This is a genomic window from uncultured Campylobacter sp., assembly GCF_937997405.1.
Taxonomy (GTDB): domain Bacteria; phylum Campylobacterota; class Campylobacteria; order Campylobacterales; family Campylobacteraceae; genus Campylobacter_B.
This window is the reverse complement of record NZ_CALKTL010000149.1, coordinates 1-15,123: the sequence shown is the minus strand read 5'-3', so window position 1 is coordinate 15,123 and position 15,123 is coordinate 1. Positions and strand designations below refer to the sequence as shown.

General features: G+C 48.6%; 14 protein-coding genes and 1 pseudogene. 13 read left to right on the top strand and 2 right to left on the bottom strand.

Features of this window, described 5'->3' with window-relative positions; genetic code table 11:
- From Q0372_RS08085 to upp, 12 genes and pseudogenes are all read left to right on the top strand, one after another.
- Window positions 1-855 (top strand): MlaD family protein (locus Q0372_RS08085; RefSeq protein ID WP_298104728.1); only part of this gene is annotated, 855 nt, incomplete at its 5' end.
- A 2-nt stretch (window positions 856-857) separates the two neighbouring features.
- Window positions 858-1,421 carry a hypothetical protein gene (locus Q0372_RS08080; RefSeq protein ID WP_297895983.1) on the top strand — a complete coding sequence of 188 codons (564 nt, stop codon included), beginning with the start codon at window positions 858-860 and terminating at the stop codon, window positions 1,419-1,421.
- Window positions 1,418-1,972 carry a Holliday junction branch migration protein RuvA gene (ruvA, locus tag Q0372_RS08075; RefSeq protein WP_298104726.1) on the top strand — a complete coding sequence of 185 codons (555 nt, stop codon included), beginning with the start codon at window positions 1,418-1,420 and terminating at the stop codon, window positions 1,970-1,972. The genes Q0372_RS08080 and ruvA overlap by 4 nt, the downstream gene beginning before the upstream one ends.
- Window positions 1,973-1,995: 23 nt before the next feature.
- Complete coding sequence (locus tag Q0372_RS08070) at window positions 1,996-3,027, top strand: D-alanine--D-alanine ligase (RefSeq protein ID WP_298104724.1); 1,032 nt, start codon at window positions 1,996-1,998, stop codon at window positions 3,025-3,027.
- Between the two features lie 60 nt (window positions 3,028-3,087).
- Window positions 3,088-3,306, top strand: coding sequence for a type II toxin-antitoxin system Phd/YefM family antitoxin (locus Q0372_RS08065; protein ID WP_177389042.1), 219 nt, complete (start codon window positions 3,088-3,090; stop codon window positions 3,304-3,306).
- Entirely contained in the window at window positions 3,296-4,027 is a 732-nt protein-coding gene (locus Q0372_RS08060) for an alpha/beta hydrolase (RefSeq protein ID WP_298104722.1), read from the top strand. Before Q0372_RS08065 ends, Q0372_RS08060 begins: the two co-directional genes overlap by 11 nt.
- 858 nt (window positions 4,028-4,885) lie before the next feature.
- Window positions 4,886-6,664: a Mur ligase family protein gene (locus tag Q0372_RS08055; protein ID WP_298104719.1), complete on the top strand. Its 1,779-nt coding sequence runs from the start codon at window positions 4,886-4,888 to the stop codon at window positions 6,662-6,664.
- A 246-nt stretch (window positions 6,665-6,910) separates the two neighbouring features.
- Entirely contained in the window at window positions 6,911-7,591 is a 681-nt protein-coding gene (locus Q0372_RS08050) for a DNA alkylation repair protein (RefSeq protein ID WP_298104716.1), read from the top strand.
- 98 nt (window positions 7,592-7,689) lie between these two features.
- Window positions 7,690-8,058 carry a pyridoxamine 5'-phosphate oxidase family protein gene (locus Q0372_RS08045; protein WP_005870391.1) on the top strand — a complete coding sequence of 123 codons (369 nt, stop codon included), beginning with the start codon at window positions 7,690-7,692 and terminating at the stop codon, window positions 8,056-8,058.
- Window positions 8,059-8,208: 150 nt separating this feature from the next.
- A pseudogene (locus Q0372_RS08040) lies at window positions 8,209-8,982 on the top strand (SDR family oxidoreductase).
- A 391-nt stretch (window positions 8,983-9,373) separates the two neighbouring features.
- Window positions 9,374-9,967: a BON domain-containing protein gene (locus tag Q0372_RS08035; protein ID WP_298104714.1), complete on the top strand. Its 594-nt coding sequence runs from the start codon at window positions 9,374-9,376 to the stop codon at window positions 9,965-9,967.
- Window positions 9,968-10,553: 586 nt separating this feature from the next.
- Entirely contained in the window at window positions 10,554-11,180 is a 627-nt protein-coding gene (gene upp / locus Q0372_RS08030; RefSeq protein ID WP_298104730.1) for a uracil phosphoribosyltransferase, read from the top strand.
- Window positions 11,181-11,515: 335 nt separating this feature from the next.
- Here the strand turns inward: upp and Q0372_RS08025 are convergent, their stop codons facing one another.
- Entirely contained in the window at window positions 11,516-11,803 is a 288-nt protein-coding gene (locus tag Q0372_RS08025; protein ID WP_298104711.1) for a hypothetical protein, read from the bottom strand.
- A gap of 233 nt (window positions 11,804-12,036) precedes the next feature.
- Window positions 12,037-14,091 (bottom strand): ATP-dependent helicase, encoded by a 2,055-nt coding sequence (locus tag Q0372_RS08020; protein WP_298104709.1) that lies wholly within the window; start codon window positions 14,089-14,091, stop codon window positions 12,037-12,039.
- Between the two features lie 41 nt (window positions 14,092-14,132).
- Here Q0372_RS08020 and Q0372_RS08015 point away from each other — a divergent pair, with 41 nt between their 5' ends.
- Window positions 14,133-15,116 (top strand): transglycosylase domain-containing protein, encoded by a 984-nt coding sequence (locus Q0372_RS08015; protein ID WP_298104706.1) that lies wholly within the window; start codon window positions 14,133-14,135, stop codon window positions 15,114-15,116.
- Window positions 15,117-15,123: the final 7 nt, after the last annotated feature.

Here is a 15,123-nt window from a genome sequence, read left to right as displayed (position 1 = left end):
TGGTGGATGCTTACAAAGACCGACCGCGGCGAGAGCTACCGCTCCTACTATATCCACACAAAAGAACTTCCCGTAGGCATTAAGGAGAATTCCGAAGTTAAATTTATCGGCGTAAATGCAGGCATCATCAAAAGCATCGACTTTGCCGATATCGAAAATGCGATCATCGAGATTGAAATTTCGGTAAAAAGCAAACTGCCGATCTCGCAAGATAGCGTCGCCAAGGTAGAATCTCAAGGCATCAGCGGAATCGCGTTTATAAATATCACGAAAGGAAGCGGCAAGCTTTTCCCGCCGAATGATAAAAAGCCGATAATTGCGCTGGATAAAACACTTCTTGATAAAATCGGCTCCAAAGCCGAAGTTATCACCGATAGCGTGAGTGAGATGATCTTTAAAATTAATGGGCTGTTGTCTAAGCAAAATACCGATAAAGTGGATAGAATCCTATCTTCGATGGATAAATTTAGCGCTGAGCTAAGTGATGAGAAAAAATTCCAAAGCTTAGACGCACTGCTTGCTAACGTAAATACTCTCATAGCAAATTTAAACGAGCGCGAGAAGGAGCTAGACGCGCTGCTAGATAATCTAAACGCCTTTGCCGTGAGTGCTGCCAATCTATCGAATTCACTGGATAAAACCGCAGGCATCATCACTAAGCGTATCGATCGCGGCGAGTACAATCTAAAAGCGATCTTGGATCCTACGCTTGAGGAGGCAAAAAACACTCTTGGCGAGCTAAAAAAATCGCTTAGAGAATTCCAAGGCGCGATGTTTAGGCTAGAGGACAATCCTTACGATTTCTTTTTCAAAGATACTTCTAAAGGCGCGGATCGCGACGATAAAAAGGAATAAAGATGAAAAATTTTATAAAGTTTACGCTTGCTGCGACGCTGGCGGCGATATTTTTAGGCGGCTGCTTAGCCAAGCAGGCTAAGCCATACACTTACTACGAGCTGCGTTATGATCAAAAGCACTGCGTAAATCCTAGCGGTGCGCGCAAAAATATCTTTATCGACACCATCACAGCGACCGATCTCGTCGATAGGCGGGATATTTTAATAGTGGATTTTAGAAACCGAACGCGGTTCGCAAGCGACGCCAAATTTATCACGATGCCTAGCGAGATGGTATATAAAGCGCTGCTTGATGCGGCATTTTCCACCTGCTCGCTAAATCCGATCTTCGTGCCAAAAGAGCGGGATTTGCGCCTAAAAACCAGTATCGTAGCGCTTCAGGTCAATAACGATCAAGCAACCGTCACGATGGGATATGAAATTTTGAATTCTTTAGAAAGCATAAAATCAGGCATCGTCACTAAGCGCGTTTTCGTGCCTGATCCTAGCTCGCAAAGCATTTATAATGCCCTAAATTTAGCGCTTAATGAGAGCATAAACGAAATTTTAAAGGCTCTTAGATGATAGCGGCGATCGAAGGAATTATCACGCGCAAAGAGCCCACTGCTTGCGTCATTAAATGCGCTAGCGGCGTGAGCTACGCCCTTTCATTGTCATTAAATACCTCCGCGAAGCTCACGCAGGGCAAGCTGACCGAGCTCGCGTGCGTTCAAATTCTGCGCGAGGATGCCGATTCGCTGTATGGGTTTTTAGACGAGAGCGAAAAAAAGATGTTTGAAACTCTAATCAAGCTTAGCGGTGTAGGTGCAAGCACGGCGATGGCGGTTTGTTCGACGCTCGCTCCGCAGGATTTCGCGCGTTGCGTAGCTACGGGGGATGCTGCGACGCTAACTTCAGTTCCGGGTATCGGCTCAAAGACCGCTAGACGGATCATTGCCGAACTAGGCGATGCGAAGCTAATGGAATTCGGTCCTAACGAGACTTATAAGAACGAAGCGGCGTCCGCGCTACAAAGCCTTGGATTTAAGCGCGATAAGATCAATCAAATCTTAGCGGGCTGCAGTAGCACGAATACGTCAGATCTTGTCAAAGAGGCGTTAAAAAAATTAGCGTAGAAAATAAAATTTGAAGGAAAGCAATGAAATTTGGCATAGTTTTTGGAGCTCAAAGCTACGAGCACGAAGTAAGTATCATCTCGGCAATTGCCGTCAAAAATGCCCTAAAAGGCTGGGACTTGGAGTTTGTATTTTGCGATAAAAATCGTAAATTTTACCGCATCGATGATAAAAATATGCGCGCGGCATATTTTAAGCAGGGCGGCTATGCTAAAGCAAAAGAGCTTAGCATCGGTGTGGGCGGATTTTTTGAGAGCGGAATGTTTAGCAAAAGCATGCTAGAAGTCGGCACATATATCAATCTAATCCACGGCTGCGACGGCGAGGATGGCAAAATGGCAGCGCTATTTGAGTTTTTTGGCATCCCTTACATAGGCCCTCGCATAGAAGCTAGCGTTCTAAGTTATAATAAAATTTTAACCAAGCACCTAGCCGCAATCGCAAATGTAAAAACCTTGCCGTATGAGATCGTAAATCGTACTAGCCTGCCTAATTTTAATTTTCCGATCATCGTTAAGCCCGCTCATTTGGGCTCTAGCATCGGAATTTCGATAGCCAAGAACGAAAGCGAGTTTAGCTACGCGCTGGATCAGGCTTTTGAGCTGGACGACAGCGCGATCGTAGAGCCATACTGGGAAAACGTAAAGGAATTCAATCTCGCAGGCGCTAAAATAGACGGCAAAATCGTATTTTCAAACATCGAAGAGCCAAAAAAAGAGGGCTATTTAAATTTCGATCGTAAATATTTGGATTTTTCGCGTAGTGGCGCGATCGAGCCCGCTCGTCCTGGCGCTTTGCTAGAGGGCAAGATGAAAGATGCCTTTACGCGGCTTTATAACGCAGGATCATTCGATGGCGCGCTAATTCGCTGCGATTTTTTTGAAAAAGAGGGTGAAATTTATCTAAACGAGATAAATCCAAACCCGGGTAGTCTCGCAAACTACCTATTTGATGATTTCTCCGAGGTTTTAGCAGCTCTTGCTTCGTCGCTGCCGCCGATGAGGCAGATCCCCGTAAGCTACGAGCTGATCACCAAAATCACCGCTAATAAATAGCCAATCGTTTAAAATTTTACGCTAAATTTTGCGTAAAATTTTACCCCAAAAGGTCGAGTTATGATAAATCAAGACGAAATTTACACCGCTACCGAGATCGTACGCAACTTCAGCACCGTTTTAAACAAGATCAAAAACCAAGAGATCAAAAAAGCCCTGATCGTCAAAAACAACAAATTCGAAGCCGTAATGATCAGTATGAGCGAGTTTGAGCGGCTCGAAAAAGCAGTCGAGCTACTCAAAGCCGTTTACGCCAAAAGGAGCGGCGGTGGCGAGTAAGGAGCTCGTCTGCGGCGGCGAAAGCTACAAAATCAGCTACGAAATTTCAAATATGCAGCGTGCCGAATATATTTTGGTGCTGCACGGCTGGGGCGCAAACAAGGCGCTTATGTCTAGGGTTTTTGCGGACAAGTTCCGCCGTTATGCGTTAGTGTGCGTCGATCTGCCGGGATTCGGCGCCAGCTCGCAGCCCGCGCGCGCCCTTGGCAGCGAGGATTACGCGGAGATTATGCGCGCCTTTATCGCGGCTTTGGGCAAGCAGCCCGCAGCGATCATGGGGCACAGCTTCGGTGGCAAGATCGCAACACTTTTGCGCCCGCAAAACCTCATACTGCTAAGCAGCGCCGGCATCATCGAGCCCAAGCCCTTTGCCGTGCGCGCCAAAATCGCAATTTTTAAAATTTTAAAAAGACTTGGACTGGCGGGGCTTTGGCGTGCGTTTGTGAGCAAGGATGCCGCAGGTATGAGCAAGACGATGTATGAGACGCTAAAAAACGTCGTAAATGAGGACTTCCGCGATATTTTTTCCGCGCTAAGCCCGCAAAATGCGCTCATCTTTTGGGGCAAGGACGATCGCGCCACTAGCCTAAAAAGCGGCGAGCTGATCCACTCGCTCGTCAAAAACAGCAAATTTTATCCGCTGGCGGGGGATCACTTTTTCTTTTTGCAGAGCGCGGATTTTATCGGCGAGCAGATCGAAAAGGAGCTTAGCGGCAGCTAAATTTAACGATTTGGCGCCGCATTAAATTTAAAACAAGACGCGATTTTGTATAAAATTTTAAAATTTAGCCGCGAAATTTTAGCGCCGCACCGCGAAAATCGTGCTTTAGATGTAATAACAGATCGCGCGAATGTAAGAGCGGGGTGCAATTTAAAAGCGTTTCATTGCGGCGGCTTTAGTCCGGCTTATCTTGCAGCGCGCGTTTTAAAATTTTGCAATTTGTTTGCGTCAAAGATCGCAAACCGAAGCGTAAATTTAAATTATAGAAGCCGCGCGTATGCGTTTAAAATTTAGCGGCGCAAAATCCGCTCTTTGGGCGCGTAGTATAAAACGCAAAGCTCAAATTGTAGCGCACCGCGTAAAATTTTAGAATTTAATGCGGCAGTGGATCGTTTCTGCTATGCGCTCGCGATTGTGGCAGCCGTACAAGACGCGGCAAAACCGCGTGTGCACTGCAAAGCGGACAATTAAATTTAGTTGCAGGTCGCATAATCGCGTCATGTATTTACCGCGACACAAGGTCTATGCGCCGCGGATGGCACGCAAATAATCGTACGAGGTGGGGCTAGATATCGTAAGATATACAGCATGCGAAAATTTCAGGTCGCGAGAGATGAGTGCGGCACAATATCGATAACGAAAAGCCGCGCAGCAGCGTAAATTTCTAGCGCGGCTCGTGTAGCCTTCGCGAGAGCATGAATTTGCGAGCGCGCAAGTTTGCAAAAATAGAATTTGCAAAGAGGGAATTCGTAAAATTTACAAATGACACCGAATGCCGGTTAGCCCGAGCTCGCCGCGTTTTTGCCCGCACAGGCTCGCAAAGCAGGTGCCTAAACTTATAAAAAGGAATTTTAAAAGATGAATATAATATTTTTGATCGCGCACGCGGCATTCGTCCTCCTGCTGGGCTTTTATCTGATCACCTGCCTGCAGTGGTTTTCGTATAAGCCTGCGCGCATCATCTTTCACTTCACCAAACCCGCGTGGCACCTTTATTTTTTGATTTTGCCGCTGGCGGCGTATTTCGGCTGCGAGATTGCGGCGAGCCTCTGCGCGGCTAAATTTGGCGCCGCGTCCCTCTATGCCTTGCACGCCGCTAAAATTCTAATCGTCGCAGCCTACGCGCTCGCGCTTTATTTTTGGCAAAGAGGGCTAGATAAAAAGCTCGTCTTTACGCTGCGCGTGAAGCGTTTTTTTGCGATTTTGGCGGTTTGTGTGTTTAGCTTTAATGCCGCGTTTTATGCCGCGGGGGGCCCGATTTTGCCGATATTTTTACCGCTTGGCGCCGCTCTTGCGGCGAGCTTTGCTTACGAGCGGGCACAGGCTGCGAAATTTAAGGCCGACGCGCGCAAAAAACTAGCCCAGGTGCCCTCCCTTACGATCATTCAGATCACCGCAAGCTACGGCAAGACGAGCATTAAAAACTTCTTGTATCAAATTTTAAAAAACGACTTTCGCTGCTACAAGACGCCGCGCTCGGTAAACACACTGGCAGGGCTCGTGCGCGACGTAAACGAGGCGCTGCCCGCAGATACGCAGATCTACATCGCCGAAGCAGGCGCCAGGCTAAGCGGCGACATCTCCGAGATCACCGAGTTTTTGGCGCCGCAGATCGTCGTCGTGGGTGAGATCGGCGCGCAACATATCGAGTATTTCAAAAGCATCGAAAACATCCGCAAAACCAAGCTCGAAGCGCTCACAAGCGCGCGGCTAAAGCATGCGTTTTTGCACAGCTCCACGCAAAAAAGCGCGGACGAGCGCGTCACGATCTACGACGAGGGGCTCGAAATTTGCGGCGCGGATCTGGACGGAATAAAATTTAGCCTTAGCTTGAGCGGAGATGGAAGCGGTGCGAGCGATGAGAAATCTACGCCATGTGCAGAAACATCCGCCGCAGAGGGCGAAGGGCAGGGCGATTTTAGCTTAGACGCAAATAGCGCAGCATACGCAGAAAAAGACAAAAATTCTAAAAATTACGGCGCCGATTTTCACGGAGCAAATTCCGTATCCTGCGCGGAACGGAGCGAGCGAGAATTCTACGAACAAGCCGCCCGTGCCGCTAGCGACGATAAAATTTGCAGCGACAAAGAGCAGGGCGTGCAAGAGGCTCCAAACGGGCGGAGAGAACTATGCGAGAGACATGAGTTTTTTGCGCCGATTTTGGGCAAATTTAACGCCGCAAATCTCGCCGCGTGTATAAAGATCGCGCGATTTTTAGGGCTTAGCGCAGATAAGATCAAAAATCGCGTCGCGCACGTCGGCGCCGTTGAACACCGCCTCGCGCGGCTCGATGCGGGCGGCAAGATCATCATCGACGATAGCTTCAACGGCAATCTAAGCGGCATGCTGCAAAGCTACGAGCTGATGCGAAGCTACGGCGGGCGCAAGGTTATCATCACGCCTGGCATCGTCGAGAGCACGCGCGAGGACAACGAGACGCTCGCTGCCAAAATCGATGAAATTTTCGATCTCGCGATCATCACGGGCGAGCTAAATTCCGAGGTGCTGCAAAGCAGGATAGACCCCGCAAAGACTATTGTTTTGAAAGACAAGCGCGATTTGCAGCGGGTTTTGAGCGAAAATACGCACAGCGGCGATCTGATTTTATTTTCAAACGACGCGCCGAGCTTCATTTAAGCGAGCTTTTGGCGATACAGCTTGCTCTGCCCTGAGGTATACAGCGCAATTTAGCAGGGTGAGTTTTTAGGAAAAAGACTTTGAGCGACTGCGGCGAGCGACTTAAACGCGATCTATCGAGCGATTAGTTTGAGCGTGCGGCGCGATCTGTTTAAATAAAAGTCCTATGCGGCAAAATTTCGGCGCGGCTAGACTAGCGCACGTTTTGGCGAATTAAAATTTGAAATCAAAATTTAAAGGAAAGCTATGGATTTACGAGAAAATATGCTAGGGCAGCTGCGAGTGTTAAGCGAGGAGAAATTTGCGCAATTTTCACAGCGCCTAATACCCGCGCCGCAAATTTTGGGCGTGCGCACTCCAGCGCTGCGTGCGCTTGCCCGCAAAAACTTTGCCGCTTTGAGCACGGCGGATGAAGCGCGGCGCGAGCTGCAAAATTATAAGCCCGTTTTTCACGAGGAGTTTGTGCTAAAGGGCTTTTTTATAATGCTTTTTAAGCAAGATGAGACGAAATTCGCGCTTGCGAGCGATTTTATCAAAACGATGCCTAATTGGGCGGTTTGCGATATGTTCGCTCCGAAATTCAGGGGCGCCGCTTTCGCGGACGCGCTGCTAAAGCAGGCCAAAAGCGGTGCGGACGAGTTTGAGAGGCGATTTTTCTACGTTTATTTTATGCGAAATATGAGCGCGATCTCGCCCGAGGAATTTTTTGAAATTTGCGCTGCCGAAAGCGACGAGCGGTACTACGTGCAGATGGGCGCGGCGTGGGCGATAGCGGAGATGTTTATCAAGCAGCGCGAGATCACGCTTGCGTTTTTGGCGAGCAAACGGGCGGCTAAATTTATCCAAAACAAGGCGATATCGAAGATCCGCGATAGCTTTCGCGTAAGCAAAGCCGAAAAAGATGCGCTTTTGAAGTATAAAATTTAACCGAGACGGAAAGTGGCAGAGGTAGTTAAAATTTCAGTTGCGCGCGGGGCTTGTCAGCCAAAATCGCGAGCTTTAAAATGTAAATTTAAGGAGAGAAAATGTTTAGCAAGGAATTTTTGGAGATTTTGAATTACGAATGCGCCGTAGGTATCGCTACCTGCGCGCACGGCGAAGCTCATATCAGCAATACATGGAATAGATATCTCGTCATTAAGGGGGACCGCATCCTCATCCCGGCTGCGGGTATGAAAAAGACGCAAAGCAACGTGGAGGCAAATCCAAACGTCGAGCTTAGCGTCGCAACGAAGGAGCTAGCAGGCAGGTTCGGAGCGGGGCGTGGCTTTGTAGTGAAGGGCACAGCGCGTTTTATTGATAGTGGCGCGGAGTTTGAAGAAACGAAGGCGAAATTTCCGTTTGCTACGAGGCTACTTGAAATCACGGCTAGTAGCGTAAAACAGGTACTTTGAGTTAGATAGCGGCGCGATTTGCGATAAAATTTTGCGGGCGAAATCTTAAAGTTAATAAAATTTCAAAGCCTGCAAAATTTCGAAGTTTGCGAGATCCATAAATCTCGCTCAAATTTTTAGAACCTAAATTTACGTATTGAAAGGAAAAGTATGAAACGATTAGAGGGCAAAACAGCCGTAATTACGGGCGGAAGCGACGGAATAGGGCTTGGCATCGCAAAGTGTTTCGCCGAAGAGGGCGCAAATTTGATCCTGCTCGGCAGAAGCGAGTAGAAATTAAAAATCGCGCAGGAGGCCTTGGGCGGTTACGGCGTGAAAGCTTACGCGATAGAGGCGGATTTGGCGCAAAGCAAAACGATAAAAGGCCTTTGCGAGCGCATTTTAGCGCTACCTCTTAAGATAGATATCCTTGTAAATAACGCCGGATTGGGAAAATTCGTACCCTTTGAGGCGACCGACGAAGCGCTGCTGGATGCCCATCTAAACCTAAACGTCAAAGCGCCCTATCTGCTTACTCAGGGGCTTTTGGGCGCGCTTGCGGCTAGCAAAGGCTGCGTGATCAATATCTCGTCGTATTTTGCGAACCGAATGCTCGTGGGGCGCACCACGACGGCGTATTCGATTACCAAAGGCGCGCTAAATTCTTTCACCAAATCGCTTGCCTTTGAGGTCGGCAAACTCGGCATTCGCGTCAATGCCATAGCGCCCGGAAGCGTGCTAACGCCGCAGTTTGAGCGAAATTTAAGTGCGCTTAGCCCGCAGGGGCGCGAGGCGTTTGAACAGATGGTGCAAAATATCTATCCGCTCGGCAAAATCGGCAGCGCGCAGGACATCGGCGATGCGGCGTTGTTTTTGGCGTCGGACGAGGCGAAATGGGTCAGTGGCGCGATATTTGCGATAGACGGCGGGCTTACGACGAATTAGCCGCGACCGGGCGGAATTTTGGGCGCGGGTTTTGAAATATAAAATTTTGCAGCAGCGAATTCCGCCTCGAGAAATTTTACCCTGCAAAATTTCGCAGTGGTAAATTTGCAATGAAAATTTAGCCACGTAGAATTTTATGGCGACGAATACTGCTCGCGAAATTCCGCCATGGCGAAAGCGCAAAATTCTGCAAGCCGTGCGAATTAGAATGTAAATTTTAAAAATTTATATTGTAAAATTTTACGGCGCGTCGGCTCGGAATTTCAAGCCTTGAAATTTCGCGCCGTGAAATTTCATGCTGCGGTAAAACGGCGCCTGCGGGGCTAAATTTAAAAAGCGGAGTCGGCAGCCGGCTTGAGATAATTAGAAATTAAACGAGATTGGAGAGGGTTTGAGGGTTTTGTTTCTGGCATTTTTGTCGGTATTTTTGATCTCTTGCGCGGCGCTATTTAGCTCGTGCACGGCTCCGCTGGCGCCCGCAGGCAACGCGCTTAGCGTGTATGACATCTACTCCGTAGCGCGCGATCGCCGCAGCGTCAGCGAGGTCGCTAGCGACAAGCTCATCCAGACTAAAATCCAAAGCAAAATTCTATTTACCAAAGGCCTTAGCAGCTGGGATTTGGAGGTCGAGTGCTTCTACGGCGAGGTCTATCTCATCGGGCTGCTGGATAGCGAAGCGATGCGCGAGCCGCTACTTGCTTTAGCTAGACAAACCGAGGGAGTGCGGCGCGTACATACCTACCTGCGCGTCAAAAAGCCCGAATATCCGTGCAATTCGTTTGAAATTTTTACAAATTTAAAGAAAAATCTCTTTTCCGACACCGACGTTTCGGGTACTGCGGTGCGCGTAGCGATCGTGGGCTGCGACGTGGTATTTAGCGGCGTAGTAACGGACATCGAGCACGAAAAACACGCGATCTGGTACGCAACGCACGCGCCCGGAGTTCAGGACGTGTATTCGTTCCTGCGCGTAGTAAAGGAGTAGGGCTGTTAAATTTGATCGCTTCGGCAGGGCAAATTTAACCGCTTGCGGCGGGCTAAATTTAAGGATATGCTCGATTTATTTTAGCTCGTTTGCGGGGCGATCAGCGTGTATGAAATTAAAATTTTGTCGGCGCGCAAGACAGCGGGGAATTTTAAAATTTAGCTCACGAGCGAGAGCATTAAGTAAATTTAAAGCCGCCTCAGACGATAATTTCGCAGATAAAATTTACGCCGCGAGCGCTCGCCAAAAAGTAGCACCGGCGTGCCGATAAAAAGCGCGCCCTGTTTAAATAGCGGCTAAATTAAAAGCGGCACGCGCGAGCTAAATTTAAAGCGTTGCGTTTTTAAAGGCGCTAAATTTAAAGCGAGCTGCCAAGTTAAATTTAAACGTCGCAACGCTTGCATTGTGAGTGAAAATGAGCTAAATTTAAAATCGTGTTGCCGTTATAGGCAAAATTTCAGCGACATGACGCGAGCGCTCGCGCTAAAACATACGATTAAAATGCCTAAAAGGGCGCAAAATTTAGTAAATTTAAGGAGAGAAAATGAGCCAAAGCCAAAAATGTACGTACCAAACCGCGTGCGAGCTGCCTAACGTGAGGCTGATCAAGCTCCCGCTGATCGAGCATAAGCTCACGATCCTGCGCGATCGGGGGACCGATCCGTTTCAGTTCCGCATGCTCGTCGATGAGATCAGCTACCTGATGATGTTCGAAGCCACGCGCGATCTAGCGCTGCGCGAGGTGAGCGTGCATACGCCCGTGGCGCAAACCTGCGCGCATAAGCTCGCCACAAAGATCATGATCTGCCCGATTTTGCGCGCCGCGCTTGGAATGCTAAATAGCGTTTTCAAACTCATACCGGATGCTAGCGTGGGATTTTTAGGCTTTCAGCGCGACGAAAAGACCGCACAGGCGGAGTTTTTTTACGCCAAACTGCCCGCAGACGCCGCAGAGCGCACCGCAATTATAATCGATCCGATGTTTGCGACCGGCGGCACGGCGATCGATGCGGTGAAATTTCTGCTGAAAAACGGCGTTAAAAAGATCAAATTTATCTCCATCATCTCAGCGCCCGAGGGGCTTCATAAATTTAGCGAGATCTACCCGCAGGTCGAGGTTTTTACCGCGGCGATCGACGAGAAACTAAACGAGCAAAAATATATCGTGCCAGGCCTCGGAGACGCGGGAGATAGGGTGTTTAATACGCTATGAATGCGCGGCGAAGGACTTTGCGCCGCGTTAAATTTGCGCGGGATAGTGTTTTGCGCGGCAATAAATTCATCGGCAGCAAACTTTACCGGCAATGCAATTTGCGGAGCGAAATCTATTTATCAAATATGCGGGCCGCGGCGGCGCGGAATTTCGTTAGGGCAATAAATTTGGCAAAGCGCTTATTTTTTACAGCGCGCGTAATATGTAGTGAAATTTTAATTTTACAGCGCTGTAAATTTGAAGCGCTTTAAAATTTTAACTAGTCGTGGAATTTGCGGCATTTTGAAATTTATTAAATAAAATTTTAGCTCCGCGCCGTATAAAACATGCGAATTTCAAAGTAAGGAAAAAGCAAAATAGGGCGGTGGAATTTCATTATCGCCGAATTTTGCCGTAGAATTCTGTCTGTGCAAGATTTTGCGGGGAATTCGCCGCGTCAAAACTATACGGCAGAGCGGTAACAAAATTTTAAAATTTAGCGGGCATTTGCGGCGTAAAATTTTATAGCCGCCCGCACCGCAAATATCGCTATTTTCAGACCGCCCCTGATCGCACTGCCACATAGCCCGCGCACAGCTCGCAAAAAAGCCCCAGGCAACCACGCCTCTCAATCGCAGCTTCAAACCCCGCTACCGCCTGCGAAATTTATCGAGCCGCAAAATATCGCGGCAGTGTCCGCGCCGCAAAAATTTACAAATCGCAAAATTTACAAAAATCGTACGGCAAAATTCTTACCAAGCAATCCGATAAAGAAGCAGGGCGGCGCGTCGGGAGTATGCGAGGAGTAAAATTCTTACCCAAACGATCCGTAGAACGCGCTAAAATGAAATTTAAAAATTTAGCGAGCAAATTTCGCCTACTTCACCAGCCCCGCTTCCCTTAAAAAGCAGCTCGGCTCATAATTAATCTTTCTGATCTTATCAAATTTCGCGTAGCTTAGCACCAGCTCGTCGCGCGCTCTGGTGACCGCCACGTAAAATAGTCGCCGCTCCTCCTCCAGGCTGCCGCCCATCGCCATTAGCTTGAGGTTCGGGAAGCGGTTTTGCGCCAGATCGATGAGATAGACGCTGCAAAACTCAAGCCCCTTGCTTGCGTGCACGCTGAGTAGATTTACCCCCTCGCCCTCGCTCATCTCCTTTGCACCCAGAGTTATGAAGTTATAAAAGCTATGCGGATCCGCGTATTTGCCCGCGATCTGCTCTAAAATGCCGCATTTATCGTAGATGCGAGCGGTCTCGTCCTTTTTGCGATCCTCATCTATCTTGCCGTTTTTTAGCGTCGCGCGCTTCGTCGCGATGTAATCCGCTACAAGCGCGAAAAGGCGCGAGTCTTTGATATGCGAGATGAGCGTAGCAGACCTTGCAGCCGAGCCGCTTTTTTTAAAAATTTTATAAATTTCGTGCAAAAATACGGCGCCGCCCTCGGTAATTTTATTGTGTTTTAGAACCGGATGCGAGCGAAAAAACTCGTCAAATTCCAAAGCCTCAAAGCGCGATACCGAGCCGATAATATCGACATCGTCAAAAAGCCCGAGCTGATAGTTTTTCCTCTTTTTTTCAAAAATTTTAACGCTCTCGTCGGGGCGCAAAAGCCCTGCGTGAATGCTTCCGTGTCCAAGCGCGATCAGTGCATCGAAAAGCTCCTTGCTTAGCGCGCTGCCGACGCCTCTTGCGTATTCGCACGTGCTCATAAATGCCATCATATCTTTTGGGTTTATTATCATCGCGAAGATGTCCGTAAAGGCCTTGATCTCGCGGCTTTCAAAAAAGCTCACGCCGCCTTTTCGCTTCGCACCGATGCCGAGCTCCTTAAGTGCGACCTCGACGCCGTCGGCGCTGGAATTATTGCGAAAGATGACGGCGATCTTTTCGCGCGGGGTGCTGCTTTGCGCGATCTGTGCGGCTATGTGGGCGTATTGTGCTGCCGTATCGTCGTAAATATGCAGCCTAGGCGCGCTAAATTTGCCTTCGCGCCCTACGATCAGCTTCTTTTCGTAAAGGCGCGGATTGTTCGCGATGACGCGATTTGCAAGCGCCAAAATCGCCGAGCTTGAGCGGTAATTGATATTCAGCGCGTAAATTTTAGCGTCCGCAAAGCGCTTGCCGAAGCTGCCGATGATGTCGATGTTTGCGCCGTTGAAAGCATAGATACTCTGATCAAAATCGCCGACGCAAAAAAGGCTTTTCGTCGCGAAGGCATCGATGAGACTTCCTTGCAGCGAGTTTGTGTCCTGATACTCGTCCACTAAAATTTCATCAAAACGCAGCGGAGCGCCCTTTCGCAGCTCATGGCGCATTTTTAGCAAAACGTCGTTGAAATCGGCGTAGTTAAATTTCGCCTTTTCCTCTTCAAACTCGCGCAAAATATCTGCGTAAATTTCGGCAAATTCCGCCTGATCCTCGTAGTTTTTGCTAAACCACGTCGCAAAATCCGCGCTCATCTCCTTGTTTTGATACAGCGAGTACACATCGTACAAATATGCCCCGCCGTAGGGGCGTGCGTCGCTTACGTGATAAAATTTTCGCCTTTCTACGAGACTTTTTAGCAGGGTTTTTAGCTCGGCGGGCTGCTTTAGGATCAAGCCTTTACCGAGCTCGCGAAGTAGGGCGTAGGATACGGCGTGGAAGGTTCCCGCGACGATTGCGGAGGTGATTTTTTTATCAAAATGCCGCTGCAGCCTCGCTATCATCTCGCTTGCGGCCTTGTTCGTAAAAGTAAGAAGCAAAATTTTTCTAGGACTCGTGCCGAGATTTAGCAGATGAGCAATGCGCGCGACGATGGTGCTGGTTTTACCCGTGCCTGCGCTTGCGATTACTAGATTGTGCCCCACAGGAGCGGTTGCGGCGGCGTATTGTTCGGTGTTTAGCTTAGCTAGAGCGTCCAAGATTATTCCTTTGCAAAAAGGCGCCATTATAGCCTAAAATCATTAAAATTCTTTGATATAATTGCGCGATGAAATTTCTAAAATTTACGTTAAAAATCGCGCTATTTTGTGCATTTGCATTCACTCTGTTTTTGATCCTAGACGCGCTTTATCCGCTAAATTTGGATATGCTAAACAAGCAGAAGAGTAAAATTTTATACGACCAAAACGGCGAAATTTTAAATATGCAGATCAGCGACGATCAAATTTGGCGCTTCTACGCGAGCGCGGACGAGATACCGCCGCGGCTGAAACAAAGCGCGATCTACTTTGAAGATCGCTATTTTTACTACCATTTCGGTGTCAATCCAGCCTCGATCCTGCGCGCGGCTACGTATAATTTTACGCAAAATTTTACTAAAAAAAGCGAGGGCAACGTCGAGCGCGTCGGAGCCTCGACGATCACGATGCAGGTCGCGCGTATGATGCACCCCAAACAGCGCAGCTACAAAAACAAAATCATCGAAATTTTCAACGCCTTTCAGCTGGAGTGGCACTTCAGCAAGGATGAAATTTTAGGAATGTATTTTAACCTCGCCCCATACGGCGGCGATATCGAGGGGGTCAAAACCGCGGCGTATTTTTACTTCAAAAAGGAACTGCGCGAGCTTAGCAACGCTCAAATTGCGCTTCTTAGCGTGATCCCAAAAAACCCGAACAAAAACCGCCTGGATCGCAGATCAAACATCAACGCGCTTAAAAACCGCCTAATTTCGCAGCTGCGAGACGGCGGCGTGATCTCGCAGAGCGAGTATGAGCGCGCCCTCGCAGAGCCGTTTTCGCCCAGACGCTACGCAGCGCCCAATTACGCGCCGCATTACGCGCTACTGGCGTTTAACAATTATAAAATGCAAAATTTCATCGCCAAAGATGACGCAAATTTCACTCAAAATTTAAAGCAGGGCGGCACGCCCGGCGCGACGACAGGGCAAGCAAACTCGTCTACACGCCGAGCCGCAGCGATAGCAGAGTCAAATTTTTCCGAGCATTTTTTGCCCGCTTGCAAGCGCTAGCTCGCCC

Excerpts from the sequence above, each read along its gene's own strand:
- Q0372_RS08080 (WP_297895983.1), top strand. The coding sequence starts at position 858 with ATGAAAAATTTTATAAAGTTTACGCTTGCTGCGACGCTGGCGGCGATA.
- ruvA (WP_298104726.1), top strand. The coding sequence starts at position 1,418 with ATGATAGCGGCGATCGAAGGAATTATCACGCGCAAAGAGCCCACTGCT.
- Q0372_RS08070 (WP_298104724.1), top strand. The coding sequence starts at position 1,996 with ATGAAATTTGGCATAGTTTTTGGAGCTCAAAGCTACGAGCACGAAGTA.
- Q0372_RS08065 (WP_177389042.1), top strand. The coding sequence starts at position 3,088 with ATGATAAATCAAGACGAAATTTACACCGCTACCGAGATCGTACGCAAC.
- Q0372_RS08055 (WP_298104719.1), top strand. The coding sequence starts at position 4,886 with ATGAATATAATATTTTTGATCGCGCACGCGGCATTCGTCCTCCTGCTG.
- Q0372_RS08050 (WP_298104716.1), top strand. The coding sequence starts at position 6,911 with ATGGATTTACGAGAAAATATGCTAGGGCAGCTGCGAGTGTTAAGCGAG.
- Q0372_RS08045 (WP_005870391.1), top strand. The coding sequence starts at position 7,690 with ATGTTTAGCAAGGAATTTTTGGAGATTTTGAATTACGAATGCGCCGTA.
- Q0372_RS08020 (WP_298104709.1), bottom strand. The coding sequence starts at position 14,091 with ATGGCGCCTTTTTGCAAAGGAATAATCTTGGACGCTCTAGCTAAGCTA.
- Q0372_RS08015 (WP_298104706.1), top strand. The coding sequence starts at position 14,133 with ATGAAATTTCTAAAATTTACGTTAAAAATCGCGCTATTTTGTGCATTT.